Raw genomic sequence first — 13,929 nt, 5'->3', positions numbered from 1 at the left:
GGTGGTTGCCGCTGCGCTTCCTCGCGGCGCTCGGCTGGGTCTTCGCCGGCAAGCTGATGGACGTGGCCACCGCCCTCGCGGCAGGGGCGCGGGTGGTTAGTCTGGCCGTGAGCACTGATGGGGACACAGCCAGGGACGGGGTGAGGCATGGCGTCGCGACCGGTTCCGGGCAGGACGCGGATGTCCCACGGCACCTCTTTTCGCCCGTGGTGGTTCCTGGCCGTGACGTTCGGCTGGTCGTGGGCGTTCTGGTGGGCGGCGGTGTGGTCCGGTGGGAGCTGGCGCGATCCGCTGCCCTTCGTGCTGTTCGCCGTGGGCGGGACCGGACCGCTGCTGTCGGCGGTGCTGCTGTTGCGGGTCGCCGGTCGGCGGGAGGACGAGGTCGACTTCTGGCGCCGTCTGGTCGGCGTCCGGCTGCTCCGGCCGCGCTGGTGGGTTCTCGTCGTGGTGGTCGCGCTGCTGCCCTCCGTCGTCGGGCGGGCCGTGACGGGTGGCGACGGCGCGGGACTCGGGTACGGGGCCCCGCTCGTGCTGGCCACTGCCGTGGTCGCCGGGGTGCTCGAGGAGCCGGGATGGCGCGGGTACGCCGTGGACGCGCTGAGCGCCCGGCACGGCGCGGTGCCGGCCGCCGGCATCGTGGGCGCCGCCTGGGCGCTGTGGCACCTGCCGTTGTTCTTCCTCCCGGGTTCCTACCAGCACGGCCTGGGTGCGGGGTCGACTGACTTCTGGTTGTTCCTGCTGAACCTTCTGGCCTTGTCGTTCGTGTACGCGGCGGTCTACTTCATCACCGGGCGCAGCATTCTCGCCGTCGTGGTGCTCCACGCCCTGGCGAACGCGCCCGGGGAACTGGTCTCGGTCTCCCCGGCACGGGGCGTCGAGACGGCGGTGACACTGGTGCTGGCCGCCGCGGCGGTCCTCGGGCTCGTCCGCCGGGCGCGGGGCCGGCCGGACCGGGATTCCGGTGCGTCCGGCCCCGCGCCGGTGCTGGGGGAGTGATGAGAGCCCGTGTCCCGGTCACCGTGTGGGTTCCCTGGTGCGGCCTGGGCCTGTTCGTGGCCGCGGCGTCGGCCGGGTATTTCTACAACCTCACCTTCGTGCAACTGGGCCTGGTCGACCTGGGGGAGCGGGTGCTCGGGTTGCCGCCGGAGCGGATCGCCCGGGCGATGGCCCTGCTGGCCGGTCTGACCCTGTGCGTGGCGCTGGGTGCGGGACTGGTGATGCACCACCGGCAGTGGAGCGAGGACTTCCACGTCAAGCTGCGGCTGCTGGCGGTAGTGGTGGCCCTGCAGACCGCCCTCACCGCCGTGGCGCCGCAGCTGCGCAACGAGGCGGAGCTGCTCGCCTGGATCGTGGTCGCCTCGGCCGGGTTGGGTCTCGGGGTGCCGAGCCTGTTCGGGCTCACCTGCGACCTGGTGCCCACCCGGCACCGGGGAACCGTCGCGGCGGCGGCGACCTCGGCGGCGTTCCTGCCGGCGGCGGTGTTCTCCTCGGACTGGCGGATCGAGCAGTTCGCCGCCCAGCTGCTGTGGCTGATGGCCCCCAGCGCCGTGGCCCTGGTGGTCCTGGCCTTCGTCCCGTCACCGCTGACGGCCGCTCTGGCCCGTCAGCATCACCTGCCGCGGTACGGGACGGGCCGTTTCGTGCGCCGCCGCGGGCGGTCCCGCCGGTGGCCAGGGCGGGCGTTCACGCTGGCCCTTCTGCTCATGTTCGGGGTCTACTTCATCGACAGTCTGGGGTTCCTGCGCATCGTCGACACCCCCGTCTACATCGGCTCCGCCTGGCACTCGGACGACCCCGGCACGCTGTGGGCGATCGGGGGCGCCCACGTGGTCGCGGCCGTGCTCGCCGGGATCCTCTACCCGGCCCTGGGGCAGCGGGTGCTGCTGGGCTGGATCTTCGCGCTCTTCGCCCTGGTCCAGCTCAGCTACGTGCTCCACGCCCTGACCACCCCCGAGCTGCCGGCCACGCTGGGGATGCCGCTGCTGTACGCGGTCGCGGTGAGCATCTACACGGTGCTGAATTTCACCCTCTGGGCCGACTTCTCCACCCCGGCCACGATCGCGCGCAACACCGCCGTCGGGGTCGGGGTCTCCGGCTGGCTGGCGACGTTCCTGAGCACCTCGCTGTCGATCTGGTGGACGTCCGTGGAACTCCCGTTCGCCCAGCACCTGCGGGCTGTGGCCGCGATCAGCCTGCTCCTGTTCACCGTGACCGTCCTGCTGTTCCTCCTTCCGGACCGAGGACAGGTGCAGGAGGAGCCCGCATGATCCAGGTCCCGGCGCGCCGCCGGCGCTCGATACTGATGGTTCTGGTGCTGACAGGTCTGCTCCTGACCGGCCTGCTCCTCACGGGGTGCAGCACCCCGGCGGAGACCGGCCGGTACTCCGCGACCCTGATCACCCAGCGGCACCACGTCGTCGAGGACGGTGACATCCTCATCGGCGACACGGTCGTGGCCGGGGGGACGGTGGTCCTGGAGGACGGCGCCGAGCACCGGGGCTCCGTCACCGTCCTCGACGGTGGCGCCCGGATCGGCGGACGGATCGCCGGGGACCTGACGGTCCTCGGCGGGACAGCGGCACTGACCGGCACGGGAGAGATCACCGGTGACATCGTGGTGGCCGGCGGATCGCTCACCCGGGATCCCGGGCGGTGGTGCGGGGGCGCGTCACCGAGGAGGCCAACCCGGCGGCGGCCCTCCAGCGCAGCGGGGAACCCCGTGCGCTCGCCGAACGAGCGTGGTGGTTCCTGCTCCGGGTGGCCGCCATGGCAGGCCTCGCCTGTCTGGCCGCGCGCCTGGCCCCCCGCTCGATGCACCGCACCGCGGGCGCGGCCACGGGCTTCCCGCTGGTCAGCGCGGCGCTGGGTGCTCTGGCGCTGATCACGGCCCTTCCCCTGGTGGCGTCGATGATCTTCACCGTGGTCCTGATCCCCGTCGCCGGGATCGTGCTGCTCGGACTCGGGGCGAGCGCGGTGTACGGGCTGCTCGCGCTCGGGCGCGGACTGGGGACCCGCGTTCTCGGACGCCTCGAACGGACCTGGTCGACACCGGCGGCCGCAGCGCTGGGCACAGGACTGCTCGTCGCAGCACTGCAGCTGATCGCTCTCCTGCCGGTCGTCGGGGTGGCCATCACGGGGATCGTCCTGACGGTCTCCGTCGGGGCGGTGTTCCTCACCGGGTTCGGCCTGCGCCCGTACACGCCCCCGGACGAGGAGGCCGACGAGGGCACCGCACGGGAAGCCAGGTCGTGAGGCGCCGGTGGATCCGGACCGCACGGGCCGTACCACCGGGATGCGCCCACGGCTCCTGAGTCCCGGGCCGAGGCATCGTTCCGTGATGCGGGGACCTGCCACCGGAAGCTCTCCGCATGATGGAACGAGCACTGAGCGCAGGACCGCCGGCCTGTGCAGGTGGACGGCGAGGTCTCCTCGTGCCTGGCCATCTCCTCCACGCGGTGTCGCGATGCCGAAGCCGGAGCGGCAGTCGGGCCGTCACGTGGGCGCGTGGGGCGTCACGTGCTTCCTGGTCGGTTGCTCTCTTTCTAGGCTGAGGACATCGAGGGGGAGGTGTCGAATGCGAATTCTGGTCGGGTATGCGAGCTGGCAGGGGTCCACCGCCGAGGTCGCCCGGCGGGTCGCCACCACGCTGGAGCACGCAGGGGCCACGGTGGAGCTGGCCCCGGTGGGGGAGGTCGGGGATCTCACCGGCTACGACGCGGTGGTGCTGGGCAGCGCGGTCCACAACCAGTCCTGGATGCCGGAGGCCGCCGACTTCGTCCACCGCCACACCGCGGTGTTGTCGCAACGGCCGGTGTGGTTGTTCAGCGTGGGCATGTCCGATGGGCTGCCCCGCCCGCTGCGCCGGATGGCGCGCACCGCCCAGGACCAGCGGATCGCGGCGGCCCTGCGCGAGGACGTGCACCCGCGCGGCCACCGGGTGTTCTCGGGCGTGTGCCGGCCCGAGCAGCTGCCCCGCTGGGTGGGCGTGGCGTTCCGGGCGGTCGGGGGCCACTTCGGGGACTACCGGGACTGGCCGGCGATCGAGGCCTGGGCCGGGCAGATCGCCCAGGAGCTCGACGCCCGGTCGGTCCCCGGGAGCGCTTGAGGGCGATGCGCACGCATCCCGAGCACCGCCTCCCGCAGGACGAGCGTCAGGTCCCGGAAGGCCCACGGCGCCCGGTGCTGTGGTGGTGCGCTCTGATCGCGGTGCTGGCGGGAGTCGCCGCCGTCATGGGCCTGGTGCTGCAGGACGGACCGGGTCCGTTCTGGGCCGACACCGTCCGCGGGCAGACGGTGCAGATCGCCGGGCGCGGGCTCTACCGCTATGACACCGTCTTCACCGCAGCCGGCAGCCGGGCCACGGACCTGGTGACCCTGGTCATCGGGATCCCTCTGCTGGTGGGTGCCACCGTCGGGTGGTGGCGCGGCGGCACCCGGGCCGGACTGGTGCTGCTGGGCGGCCTGGGGTACTTCCTCTACATCTATGCCGGGTACGCGCTGGGGGCGATCGCCTACAACGGGCTGTTCCTGCTCTACGTGGTGCTCTTCTCCTCGTCCCTGTATGCCTTCGTCCTGGTCTTCGCGGCCCTCTTCCGGCAGGGCCCGGCCCGGCTGTTCCCGCCCGGCACACCCCGGCGGGGACCGGCGGCGCTGATGTTCGCCAGCGCCGTGGTGCTGCTGGTGGTCTGGGGCACCCCCCTGGTCACGGCCGCGGTCACCGGGGCGGCCCCGGAGGGGCTGGGCCCGTACTCGACCGAGTTCACCGAAGCCCTGGATCTGGCGGTGATCACCCCGGCCACGGTCTGGGCCGGGGTGCTGATCCTGCGCCGGGATCCGCGGGGATACCTCATCGCGGTGTCGCTGCTGCTGCTGGAGATCCTGCTGGCACCGCTGATCATCGCCCAGACCATCCTGCAGCTGCGCGCCGGGGTGACCTTCACCCTGCCCGAGATCATCGGACCGATGATCGGCTTCGTGATCCTGGCCCTCGCCGCGGTCGCGGTGCTCGCAGCGATCCTGCGGCACGTCCCCGCCACTGCGCGACGACCTGAGCGAGCACCGCGGGCCGGCCCTGGAGGATCACCATGACCCAGGTGAGGAGGGGGTCGCCACCGATCGTGCGCAGAGCCCCGGAGGCCCTCCGAGCTCCGCACATGGCCCGATCGCGGTCACCAGGCCGACCGAGGTGTCGACTGCGCATGCAGCAGCCCCGAAAGATCAGCGTCTCATGAGGGCGAAGACTCCCCAGCCGAGATACTCCCGCGTGGAGCGCGCGTAGCGAGCGGGCTCGGTGGTGAGTTCTTCCCGTACCTGGGTGGCCAGTTCGTCGTCCGGGTTCTGGTCGAGCCAGCGGCGCAGGTTGAGCCACTGGGCCGCGGCGTAGCGGTCCCAGCTGTCCTGGTCGGCCAGCATCATCTCCACGACGTCGTGTCCGAGCTCCTGGAAGTGGGCGATCAGGTCCGGCAGGAGCCGGAAATCGGCGATGCCGGTGGCGTGGCATGCCTGGGCGGTGTCCTCGTCCGGCGGGGTCCGCCGCCAGTAGGGCTCGCCGATCAGCATCAGTCCCCCGGGGCGGAGGCTGCGCTCGAGCAGCTCGGCGGTTCCGGCGACGCCGTTGCCGATCCATGTGGCACCGACACAGGCAGCCAGGTCGACCGGCCGGTCCGCGACATAGCCGACGGCGTCACCGTGGATGAATTCGACCCGGTCGGCGACGCCGAGCTCGGTGGCTCGGGCCTGGGCCTGCTCGGTGAAGACCGTGCTGAGGTCCACCCCGGTGCCGGTGAAGCCCAGGTCGCGCGCCCAGGTGCACAGCATCTCGCCCGAGCCGCTGGCCAGGTCGAGCACCCGGGTTCCGGGGGCGAGATGGAGCGATTCGCCCAGAGCGGCGAGCTTGCCCGCGGTCAGCGGGTTGTGGATCCGGTGGGTGCTCTCACGAACGGTGAAGATGCGGGGAAGGTCCATGACCAGATTCTTTTCCGCCGTGCCGTGCGATGGGAAGAGCAGTGGGACGGCCGCGCCACCAGCGGACATCTGACCCTGCTGCGGCACCCTTCCGCTGGGCAGATGTCCGGCTGTCGGCCACGAGCCCACGGCAGATACCCGCCGGGACGATCAGGCGCGCGTGTCGACGCCGGCAGCCGCGAGGTCCGGATGCGCAGCACTGACCTCGAGGCCCGCCGCTTCGACCGGGCGTGGTGCCTGAGCCGCACGGGCTGACCGGCGCCGCCGGGCCACGCTCGCCCGGTTCGCCCAACCTTCCGCCCGGCGGCTCGGGGAGAGGGCCGCCCCCTCCCGGGGCCGTGACCGATCCCGGCACCGCCGCGACATATTCGACCCAATCGTTCCGGCCCGTGCTCCGGTTCACTAGGGTCGGCTTCATCTGCGGGCGAGCGTGGAGACCCCACCAGTGCGCCGTCCGCTCCTCTCGGTGTTCGCGGCGTCGAGCGGCACGCCCGGATCCACCCGGGCCACCGTGATGCCACAGGCAGGGCCACGGAGCAGGGGGCCGGGGAGTCGAGCACTCCACCGGACTTCTCGTGCCCCGTGTGGGCGCGCAGCGGCCGAGCACACCACTACAACGACGTAGGGAAGCACCATGACCACAGCACCCAGCATCCACTCCGCATCCACCCCGCCCGCGCCGCCGGCCCCGCAGGAGGTCGACGGCACCGTTCGAGCGTTCCGGACCCGGACCACGGGCCGCACCCGGCCCGACGTCTCGCCGGCCGGGGACCTCAGGCGTCCCGAGCGGGAACGTCCCGAGGACGACGAGGCGGTCATCACCGCGGTGCTGGCCACCGTCACCCACCGCTCCTTCCGGGAGCGCCCGGAGGACGACGAGGTGGTCCTCACCTACACGAGCGAGCCCGCCTGCCCGCACACGAGGTGAGGCGCCCCTGCGGCGATGCCCCGGCGGGCCGGCAGGCACCGCGCCCGCGAACGGCTGACCCCGCTCCCCGGACGCGCCGCACGTGCCCGCCGGTCGTCCCGCACCATGGTGCGGGACGACCGGCGCACACGAGCTGACACCGGGCCGGGGGCCGGTCACCGGGGCTCCGGGCCACGCCGCAGGCGGGACGCGGCCGTCAGTAGCTCGCGCGCTCGCCCTCGCCGGTCGTGGGCACGAAGGCGTCCGCGAGCGCCTCGGAGCCGCGGGCGAGCAGCGCCACGTCCGCGCCCACCAGGACGAAGGAGGCCCCGGCCTCCAGGTAGGACCGCGCCACGGCCGGGTCGAAGGCGTTGACGCCCACCGGCTTGCCCGCCGAGCGGACGGCCTCGAAGGCGCGGTGGACGGCGGCGACGACGTCCGGGTGGCTCTGCTGCCCGAGCAGCCCCATGGACGCGCTGAGGTCCGAGGGCCCGACGAACACCCCGTCGATCCCGTCCACCGCGGCGATCTCGGCGGCGGCGTCCACGCCCTGGGCGGTCTCGATCTGCACGAACAGGGACACGTGCGCGTCGGCCTCCCGCAGGTAGTCGTCCACCCGGTTCCACCGCGCGGAGCGGGCCAGCGCAGAGCCGACGCCGCGGCGGCCGCGCGGGGGATAGCGCACCGCCTCGACCGCGGCCCGGGCCTCCTCGGCGGAGGAGACCATCGGCACCAGCAGGTTCTGCGCGCCGAGGTCGAGGACCTGCTTGATGGTCACGCCGTCGTTGATCGGCACGCGCACCACCGGGGTGACCGGATAGGGAGCCACCGCCTGCAGCTGCGCGAGCACGGACTCGAGGCCGTTGGGGGAGTGCTCCATGTCGATGAGCACCCAGTCCAGGCCCGAGCCCGCGCAGATCTCGGCGACCAGCGCACTGCCCGAGCACACCCACATCCCCGCCAGCGGCCGGGACGCCGCGCCTGCTTCCCCCCGGACCGCCAGCGCGTCGCGGAACGTCGGGCTCAGACGAAGCGGCATGAGATCGTCCCCAGCTCCTTGAAGTCGGCGAGCACGGTGTCGCCCGGGTGCACCCACATGGGGCGGGTGAAGGAGCCGGCGAGCACGATCTCCCCGGCCTCGAGCCGGTCGCCGTGCTGGGCGAGCTTGTTCGCCAGCCACGCCACCCCCATGGCGGGGTGATTGAGCACGGCCGCGGCGACGCCGGACTCCTCGATCGTCTCCTGCCGGTACAGCAGCGCCGAGATCCACCGGAGGTCCACGTCACCCGGCTTGACCGGGTTGCCGCCGTAGACCATCCCGCCCATGGCGGCGTTGTCACTGATCGTGTCCACGATGGTGCGGCCCTGGAGCTCGAGCCGGGAGGAGAGGATCTCCAGCGCCGGCACCACGTACTCCGTGGCCCGCAGCACGTCGAAGACCGTGGTGTCCGGGCCCTCCAGCGGCGCGGCGAGCACGAACGCGAGCTCGACCTCGATGCGCACGTTGGAGAACCGGGCGTGCTCGATCACGGATCCGTTCTCGAACACCATGTCCGCGAAGATCGCCCCGTAGTCGGGTTCGTCGATCCCGGTGGCGGCCTGCATCACCTTCGAGGTCAGCCCGATCTTGCGGCCCACGGGCCGCCGCCCGGCCGCGATGGCCCGCCGGCGCCACTCGTTCTGCACGGCGTAGGAGTCCTCGACGACCATGTCGGGGTACCGGGCGGTGAGCAGCGGGACGGTCGTGCGGTTGCGCTCGGCGGCGGCGAGCTCGTCGGCGATCGCGGTGATGGTCTCAGGCGGCAGCACGGGAACCTCCGGACAGGGGCGTGCACATCCCGGGAGCCGTCACAGCTGGTGTCCCAGCTTGTACTCGCCCTGCTTCCAGCTGGGCAGCTCGTCGGGCTCGTCGCCCTTGCGGGTGTAGGAGAACCCGTCCGCCCCGATGGTCACCGCCATCTCGCTGGAGTCGCTGCGCTCGACGACCGGCTGCGGGTTGCCGTCCAGGTCGAGCACGAGGGAGGCCTCGGTGTACCAGGAGGGCACGACCGGGGTGCCCCACCAGTCGCGGCGCTGGTTGTCGTGCACGTCCCAGGTGACCACCGGGTTGTCCGGGTCCCCGGTGTAGTAGTCCTGCGTGTAGATCTCCACGCGGTGGCCGTCCGGGTCGCGCAGGTACAGGTAGAAGGCGTTGGAGACCCCGTGCCGACCGGGGCCGCGCTCGATGCGGTCCGACAGGCGCAGCGCGCCGAGCTTGTCGCAGATCGCGATGATGTTGTGCTTCTCGTGGGTGGCGAAGGCGACGTGGTGCATGCGCGGCCCGTCGCCGCCCGTCATCGCGGTGTCGTGAACGGTGGACTTGCGCCGCATCCACGCGGCGTAGGTGGTGCCCTCCTCGTCCTGGATGTCCTCGGTCACCCGGAAGCCGAGGTCCTCCATGTACGCCACGGCCCGGGGCACGTCGGGGGTGACCTGGTTGAAGTGGTCCAGGCGCACGAGCGCCCCGGGCGTGTAGAGGTCGTAGCGCCAAGCGAGGCGCTCGACGTGCTCGACGTCGTGGAAGAACTCGTACGGGAAGCCCAGCGGGTCCTCCACGCGCACCGAGTCGCCGACGCCCCGGGTGAAGCCCTCCGCGCGCCGTTCGACCCGGCAGCCGAGCTCCTCGTAGAAGGCGACGGCCTTGTCCAGGTCCTCCGGGCTGCGCACGCGGTAGGAGAACGCCGCGACCGCCGCGACCGGGCCCTTGCGCAGCACGAGGTTGTGGTGGATGAACTCCTCGAAGCTGCGCAGGTAGACGGTCTCCTCGTCCTCCTCGGTCACGACGAGGTCGAGCACGTCGACGTAGAAGTTGCGGGAGGCCTGCAGGTCGGTGACCACCAGCTCCATGTAGGCGCAGCGCAGCACGTCCGGCCGCGGGGCCGCAGGGGTGGGGATGGCGTTGTCCGGGCGGCGGACGGGGTCCTCGCCGGTCACGACCGGCTCGGGGGCGTTCGGGGTGATGGGTGTCGTCACGTCAGCGTCCTTGCTTCTCGAGTGGGTGGGGTGCGCTCAGCGCAGGTCGGGGTCGTCCACGTCCGCCCCGGCGTCGAGGTCGGCCTTGCCAAAGGTGGGGTTGTGCACCTCGCCCAGGGTGATGTGCACGGCCTGCTGGTCGGTGTAGAAGTCGATCGAGCGGTAGCCGCCCTCGTGGCCGAGGCCGGAGGCCTTGACGCCGCCGAAGGGGGTGCGCAGGTCCCGCACGTTGTTGCTGTTGAGCCAGACCATGCCGGCCTCGATGTTCTGCGAGAAGTTGTGCGCGCGCCTGAGGTCGTTCGTCCACACGTAGGCGGCCAGGCCGTAGCGCACGCCGTTGGCCAGGCGCAGTGCCTCCTCGTCCGTGTCGAACGGGGTGATCGCCACGACGGGCCCGAAGATCTCCTCCTGGAAGATGCGGGCCTCGGGGGCGACGTCGGCGAAGACGGTCGGGGCGACGTAGTTGCCGGTCGGGAAGCCCTCGGGTCGTCCGCCGCCGGCGACCAGGCGCCCCTCGGTCCGGCCGATCTCGATGTAGCTCATGACCTTGTCGTAGTGCTCGGGGTGCACGAGCGCCCCGACCTCGGTCCGCGGGTCGTGCGGAGGGCCGACGACGACGCGCTCGGCCTGGGCGGCGTAGCGCTCGACGAACTCGTCGTACACCTCGCGCTGGACGAGGATGCGGCTGCCGGCGGTGCAGCGCTCGCCGTTGAGGGAGAAGACGCCGAAGATGGTCGCGTCGACCGCGGCGTCGAGGTCGGCGTCGGCGAACACGACCGCGGGGGACTTGCCGCCGAGCTCCATCGACAGGCCCTTGAGGTGCGGCGCCGCGTTGGCGAAGATCAGCCGGCCGGTGCTGCTCTCCCCGGTGAAGGAGATCAGCGGCACGTCCGGGTGCTTGACCAGCGCGTCGCCGGCGTCCTCGCCCAGCCCGTTGACCAGGTTGAACACCCCCTGGGGCAGGCCGGCCTCCTCGAAGATGCCCGCCCACAGGGACGCCGACAGCGGCGTGAACTCGGCCGGCTTGAGCACGACCGTGTTGCCGGTGGCCAGGGCCGGGCCGAGCTTCCAGGACTCGAGCATGAAGGGCGTGTTCCACGGCGTGATGAGCCCGGCGACGCCGATCGGCTTGCGGTTGACGTAGTTGATCTGGCGGCCGGGGACCTTGTAGGTGTCGTCGGCCTGGGCGACGATCAGGTCCGCGAAGAACCGGAAGTTCTCGGCCGCGCGGCGGGCCTGGCCCAGCGCCTGGGTGATCGGCAGGCCGGAGTCGAAGCTCTCGAGCTCGGCCAGCCGGGCGTCGCGGGACTCCACGATGTCGGCGATGCGGTGCAGGATCCGGGACCGCTCCCGCGGCAGCATCCGCGACCAGGGCCCCTCGGCGAAGGCGCGCCGGGCCGCCGCCACGGCACGGTCGACGTCGGCCTTCTTGCCGGCCGCGGCGCGGAGGTAGGTCTCGTTCGAGACCGGGTCGAGCACCTCGAAGGTGTCGCCGTCGGCGGAGTCGACGAACCGGCCGTCGATGTAGTGCTGGATGCGCTCGGGCAGGTCGGCGGGCAGGTGCCGCTCGGTCGCCGCCGTCGGGTCGGTGGTGGTGGTGTCGGTCATGGGGTGCCTCCGGTCGGTGTGCGGGCCGATCCCGCGTCGTCTGAGTACTTGTGGGCCAGGTATGCCTCGAGGGTGGCCATCCGGTGCTGCCGGCTGGCCCGCTCGATCTGCACCGGGGGAGCCCCGGTCTCGATCAGCCGCAGGATGTTCTCGTGCTCGCGCGCGGACTCCTGGGCCCGGTGCGGGACGAAGCTGAACGTCGAGTCGCGCAGGTTGCCCAGGCGCGCCCACTCGGCGGTGACGAGCTCGGACATCCGCGGGTTCGGGCACGGGGCGAACAGGATCGAGTGGAACTCCCGGTTGAGCGCCGTCAGCGTGTGCGGGTCGAAGCTGTCGAGGCTCTCCACGATGCGCGTGTTCGTCTCGCGCGCCCGGCGCAGGTCGTCGGCGGTCAGGTGCCCGGCCGCCAGGGCCGTGGTCGCGCCCTCGAGGATGGCCAGCGCCTGCATGCTGTGGCGGTAGTGCGTGTCGTCGACCATCGACACGTGGGCGCCGACGTTGCGCTCGAAGGTCACCAGCCCCTCGGCCTCGAGCTGCCGGATCGCCTCGCGCACCGGCACCACGCTCATGCCCAGCTCCGCCGCGATCCCCGCCAGCTTGAGCCGGTAGCCCGGGGCGAACTCCTGGGTCAGGATCTGCTGCCTGATCCAGTGGTAGGCCCGCTGCGACTTGCTCAGGGAGGGGGCCGCCGGCGTCTCGGCCTCCGTCACCGGTCCGCGCGCCATGCCTCGTACCTCGCTCTCCACTCGGCGTTCATCGGGAACAGGCCGTCGACCGGCTCTCCCGCGACCACCTGCTCGGCGATCCAGGCGTCCTCCGCCTCCTGGGCCAGGGCCGCGTCGACGACCTCCTCGACGAGCGCCGGCGGGATGACGACGACGCCGTCCCGGTCGCCGACGACGACGTCGCCGGGCTGCACGGTCGTCCCGCCGCACGCGACCGCCACGTCGGCCTCCCACGGCACGTGCCGCCGGCCGAGCACGGCCGGGTGCGCGCCCTTGGTGTACACGGGGAGGCCCACGGCGGCCACGGCGTCGTAGTCCCGCACCCCGCCGTCGGTGACGATGCCGGCGGCCCCCCGGGTGCGGGCGCGCAGCGCGAGGATGTCGCCGAGGGTGCCCGACCCGTCCTCGCCGCGCGCCTCGATGACGACGACCTCGCCCTCGCCGACGGCGTCGAACACGCGCTTCTGCGCGTTGTAGCCCCCGCCGTGGCTGGCGAACAGGTCCTCGCGGTTGGGCACGAAGCGCAGGGTGCGCGCGGTGCCGACGACCTTGGCCGCGGGGTGCATCGGCCGCACGCCGTCCACGGTGACGTTGTTGAGCCCGCGCTTGCGCAGCTGCGCGCTGAGCCCGGCCACCGGGGCCTCGGCGAGCTTGTCCCGCAGGGCCGGGGTCAGGCGGAACGGCTCCGGCTCCGGGTCCAGTCCGGCGGCGGCGCGCGAGCCCCAGGCCTCGGCGCGCTGGCGGTCGTCGACCGACGGCAGGGACCCGAGGGCGCCGTCGAAGCCGTGCTCGCCCTGGGTGACGGTCGTGACCAGCCGGCCCGAGCTCGGCGCCCCGGGGGCCCCGGGGGCGTCGACCTCGACCTCCACGACGTCGCCGGGGACGACGACGGAGGACCCGGCCGGGGTGCCGGTGAGAACCACGTCGCCCGGCTCGAGGGTGAAGTGCTGGGAGAGGTCGGCGACGAGCTGGGCGAGCGGGAAGAGCATCTCCGCCGTGGTGTCGTCCTGGCGCAGCTCGCCGTTGACCCAGGTGCGCAGCCGCAGCGCCGCCGGGTCCACCGCGCGCGCGTCGAGGAGCTCGGCGCCGACGGGGGTGAAGCCGTCACCGCCCTTGGAGCGCACGTTGGAGCCCTTGTCGTTGGCCCGCAGGTCGTACAGGCCGAAGTCGTTGGCCGCCGTCACCCAGCCGACGTGGTTCCACGCCTCGGCGAGCGGCACGCGGCGGGCCGCGGTGCCGATGACGAGGGCCACCTCGCCCTCGAAGGCCAGCAGCTCGGTCCCCGCGGGGCGTTCGATCGTCCCCCCGGTCGCGGCGACCGAGCTCGCCGGCTTGAAGAAGTACGACGGGTGCTCGGGGCGGCGCCCGCGCTGGTCCGCCCGCGATGCGTAGCTGAGGTGGATGGCGACGATCTTGCCCGGTCGGCCCGGAAGTCCCGAGAACCGCGGATCCGCGCCGGCGGCCATCGTGTTGCTGTCGGTCATGTGCGTCCTCACTCCTGCGTTGTCCCTGGAACATATACGATCTTCCGTCACGGGACAAGACTCCCCGTGGTGCAGGTCACAGCGCTCACCGGGTCGCCCGATGCGGCCTCGGAGTCTCCCCAAGACGCTTCCGCTGCCGGTCGGGCGTTCTGGGGTCACGCGGCGGTGGTCATTCCCGGGACATCCTTGTGTGTGACGCAGATCAACATATACGATCCGTGGCACCAGG

At 72.4% G+C, this 13,929-nt stretch carries 13 protein-coding genes; 6 read left to right on the top strand and 7 right to left on the bottom strand.

Going from position 1 to position 13,929, the window contains the following annotated elements:
- Positions 1–180 precede the first annotated feature (180 nt).
- The 5 genes from AYX06_RS09310 to AYX06_RS09290 all read left to right on the top strand — a co-directional run bounded on the left by AYX06_RS09310 (position 181) and on the right by AYX06_RS09290 (position 5,088).
- Positions 181–996, top strand: a complete 816-nt coding sequence (locus AYX06_RS09310; RefSeq protein ID WP_062735539.1) for a CPBP family intramembrane glutamic endopeptidase — start codon at positions 181–183, stop codon at positions 994–996.
- Complete coding sequence (locus AYX06_RS09305; protein WP_062735538.1) at positions 996–2,267, top strand: hypothetical protein; 1,272 nt, start codon at positions 996–998, stop codon at positions 2,265–2,267. The genes AYX06_RS09310 and AYX06_RS09305 overlap by 1 nt, the downstream gene beginning before the upstream one ends.
- Positions 2,268–2,652: 385 nt before the next feature.
- Positions 2,653–3,252 carry a hypothetical protein gene (locus AYX06_RS09300; RefSeq protein ID WP_062735537.1) on the top strand — a complete coding sequence of 200 codons (600 nt, stop codon included), beginning with the start codon at positions 2,653–2,655 and terminating at the stop codon, positions 3,250–3,252.
- Between the two features lie 322 nt (positions 3,253–3,574).
- Positions 3,575–4,105, top strand: coding sequence for a flavodoxin domain-containing protein (locus AYX06_RS09295; protein WP_062735536.1), 531 nt, complete (start codon positions 3,575–3,577; stop codon positions 4,103–4,105).
- A 5-nt stretch (positions 4,106–4,110) separates the two neighbouring features.
- Positions 4,111–5,088, top strand: a complete 978-nt coding sequence (locus AYX06_RS09290; RefSeq protein ID WP_147017788.1) for a hypothetical protein — start codon at positions 4,111–4,113, stop codon at positions 5,086–5,088.
- Between the two features lie 129 nt (positions 5,089–5,217).
- Here the strand turns inward: AYX06_RS09290 and AYX06_RS09285 are convergent, their stop codons facing one another.
- Positions 5,218–5,964, bottom strand: coding sequence for an SAM-dependent methyltransferase (locus tag AYX06_RS09285; protein WP_062735534.1), 747 nt, complete (start codon positions 5,962–5,964; stop codon positions 5,218–5,220).
- A 634-nt stretch (positions 5,965–6,598) separates the two neighbouring features.
- Between AYX06_RS09285 and AYX06_RS09280 the strand changes: the two genes are divergently transcribed.
- On the top strand, positions 6,599–6,892 hold the full coding sequence (locus tag AYX06_RS09280; protein WP_062735533.1) for a hypothetical protein: 294 nt from the start codon (positions 6,599–6,601) through the stop codon (positions 6,890–6,892).
- A 196-nt stretch (positions 6,893–7,088) separates the two neighbouring features.
- On the opposite strand, the gene AYX06_RS09275 is transcribed toward AYX06_RS09280, so the two are convergent.
- The 6 genes from AYX06_RS09275 to AYX06_RS09250 all read right to left on the bottom strand — a co-directional run bounded on the left by AYX06_RS09275 (position 7,089) and on the right by AYX06_RS09250 (position 13,700).
- The gene (locus AYX06_RS09275; protein ID WP_062735532.1) at positions 7,089–7,910 is read right to left on the bottom strand and encodes an HpcH/HpaI aldolase family protein; all 822 of its coding nucleotides are present in this window, start codon (positions 7,908–7,910) and stop codon (positions 7,089–7,091) included.
- Positions 7,895–8,680 carry a 2-oxo-hept-4-ene-1,7-dioate hydratase gene (gene hpaH / locus AYX06_RS09270; protein ID WP_062735531.1) on the bottom strand — a complete coding sequence of 262 codons (786 nt, stop codon included), beginning with the start codon at positions 8,678–8,680 and terminating at the stop codon, positions 7,895–7,897. The genes AYX06_RS09275 and hpaH overlap by 16 nt, the downstream gene beginning before the upstream one ends.
- A gap of 39 nt (positions 8,681–8,719) precedes the next feature.
- Entirely contained in the window at positions 8,720–9,844 is a 1,125-nt protein-coding gene (gene hpaD, locus AYX06_RS09265; RefSeq protein WP_371860082.1) for a 3,4-dihydroxyphenylacetate 2,3-dioxygenase, read from the bottom strand.
- 75 nt (positions 9,845–9,919) lie between these two features.
- Positions 9,920–11,491 carry a 5-carboxymethyl-2-hydroxymuconate semialdehyde dehydrogenase gene (gene hpaE / locus AYX06_RS09260; RefSeq protein WP_062735529.1) on the bottom strand — a complete coding sequence of 524 codons (1,572 nt, stop codon included), beginning with the start codon at positions 11,489–11,491 and terminating at the stop codon, positions 9,920–9,922.
- A complete protein-coding gene (locus tag AYX06_RS09255; RefSeq protein WP_062735528.1) occupies positions 11,488–12,216 on the bottom strand; it encodes a GntR family transcriptional regulator in 729 nt (242 codons plus the stop codon). Before AYX06_RS09255 ends, hpaE begins: the two co-directional genes overlap by 4 nt.
- A complete protein-coding gene (locus AYX06_RS09250; protein WP_062735527.1) occupies positions 12,198–13,700 on the bottom strand; it encodes a fumarylacetoacetate hydrolase family protein in 1,503 nt (500 codons plus the stop codon). Before AYX06_RS09250 ends, AYX06_RS09255 begins: the two co-directional genes overlap by 19 nt.
- Positions 13,701–13,929: the final 229 nt, after the last annotated feature.

The organism is Kocuria turfanensis (assembly GCF_001580365.1).
Taxonomy (GTDB): Bacteria; Actinomycetota; Actinomycetes; order Actinomycetales; family Micrococcaceae; genus Kocuria; species Kocuria turfanensis.
This window is presented reverse-complemented; position numbering and strand designations above follow the sequence as displayed.

Coding starts and splice junctions, on each gene's coding strand:
- AYX06_RS09310 (WP_062735539.1), top strand. CDS start 181: ATGTCCCACGGCACCTCTTTTCGCCCGTGGTGGTTCCTGGCCGTGACG.
- AYX06_RS09305 (WP_062735538.1), top strand. CDS start 996: ATGAGAGCCCGTGTCCCGGTCACCGTGTGGGTTCCCTGGTGCGGCCTG.
- AYX06_RS09295 (WP_062735536.1), top strand. CDS start 3,575: ATGCGAATTCTGGTCGGGTATGCGAGCTGGCAGGGGTCCACCGCCGAG.
- AYX06_RS09290 (WP_147017788.1), top strand. CDS start 4,111: ATGCGCACGCATCCCGAGCACCGCCTCCCGCAGGACGAGCGTCAGGTC.
- AYX06_RS09285 (WP_062735534.1), bottom strand. CDS start 5,964: ATGGACCTTCCCCGCATCTTCACCGTTCGTGAGAGCACCCACCGGATC.
- AYX06_RS09280 (WP_062735533.1), top strand. CDS start 6,599: ATGACCACAGCACCCAGCATCCACTCCGCATCCACCCCGCCCGCGCCG.
- AYX06_RS09275 (WP_062735532.1), bottom strand. CDS start 7,910: ATGCCGCTTCGTCTGAGCCCGACGTTCCGCGACGCGCTGGCGGTCCGG.
- hpaE (WP_062735529.1), bottom strand. CDS start 11,491: ATGACCGACACCACCACCACCGACCCGACGGCGGCGACCGAGCGGCAC.
- AYX06_RS09255 (WP_062735528.1), bottom strand. CDS start 12,216: ATGGCGCGCGGACCGGTGACGGAGGCCGAGACGCCGGCGGCCCCCTCC.
- AYX06_RS09250 (WP_062735527.1), bottom strand. CDS start 13,700: ATGACCGACAGCAACACGATGGCCGCCGGCGCGGATCCGCGGTTCTCG.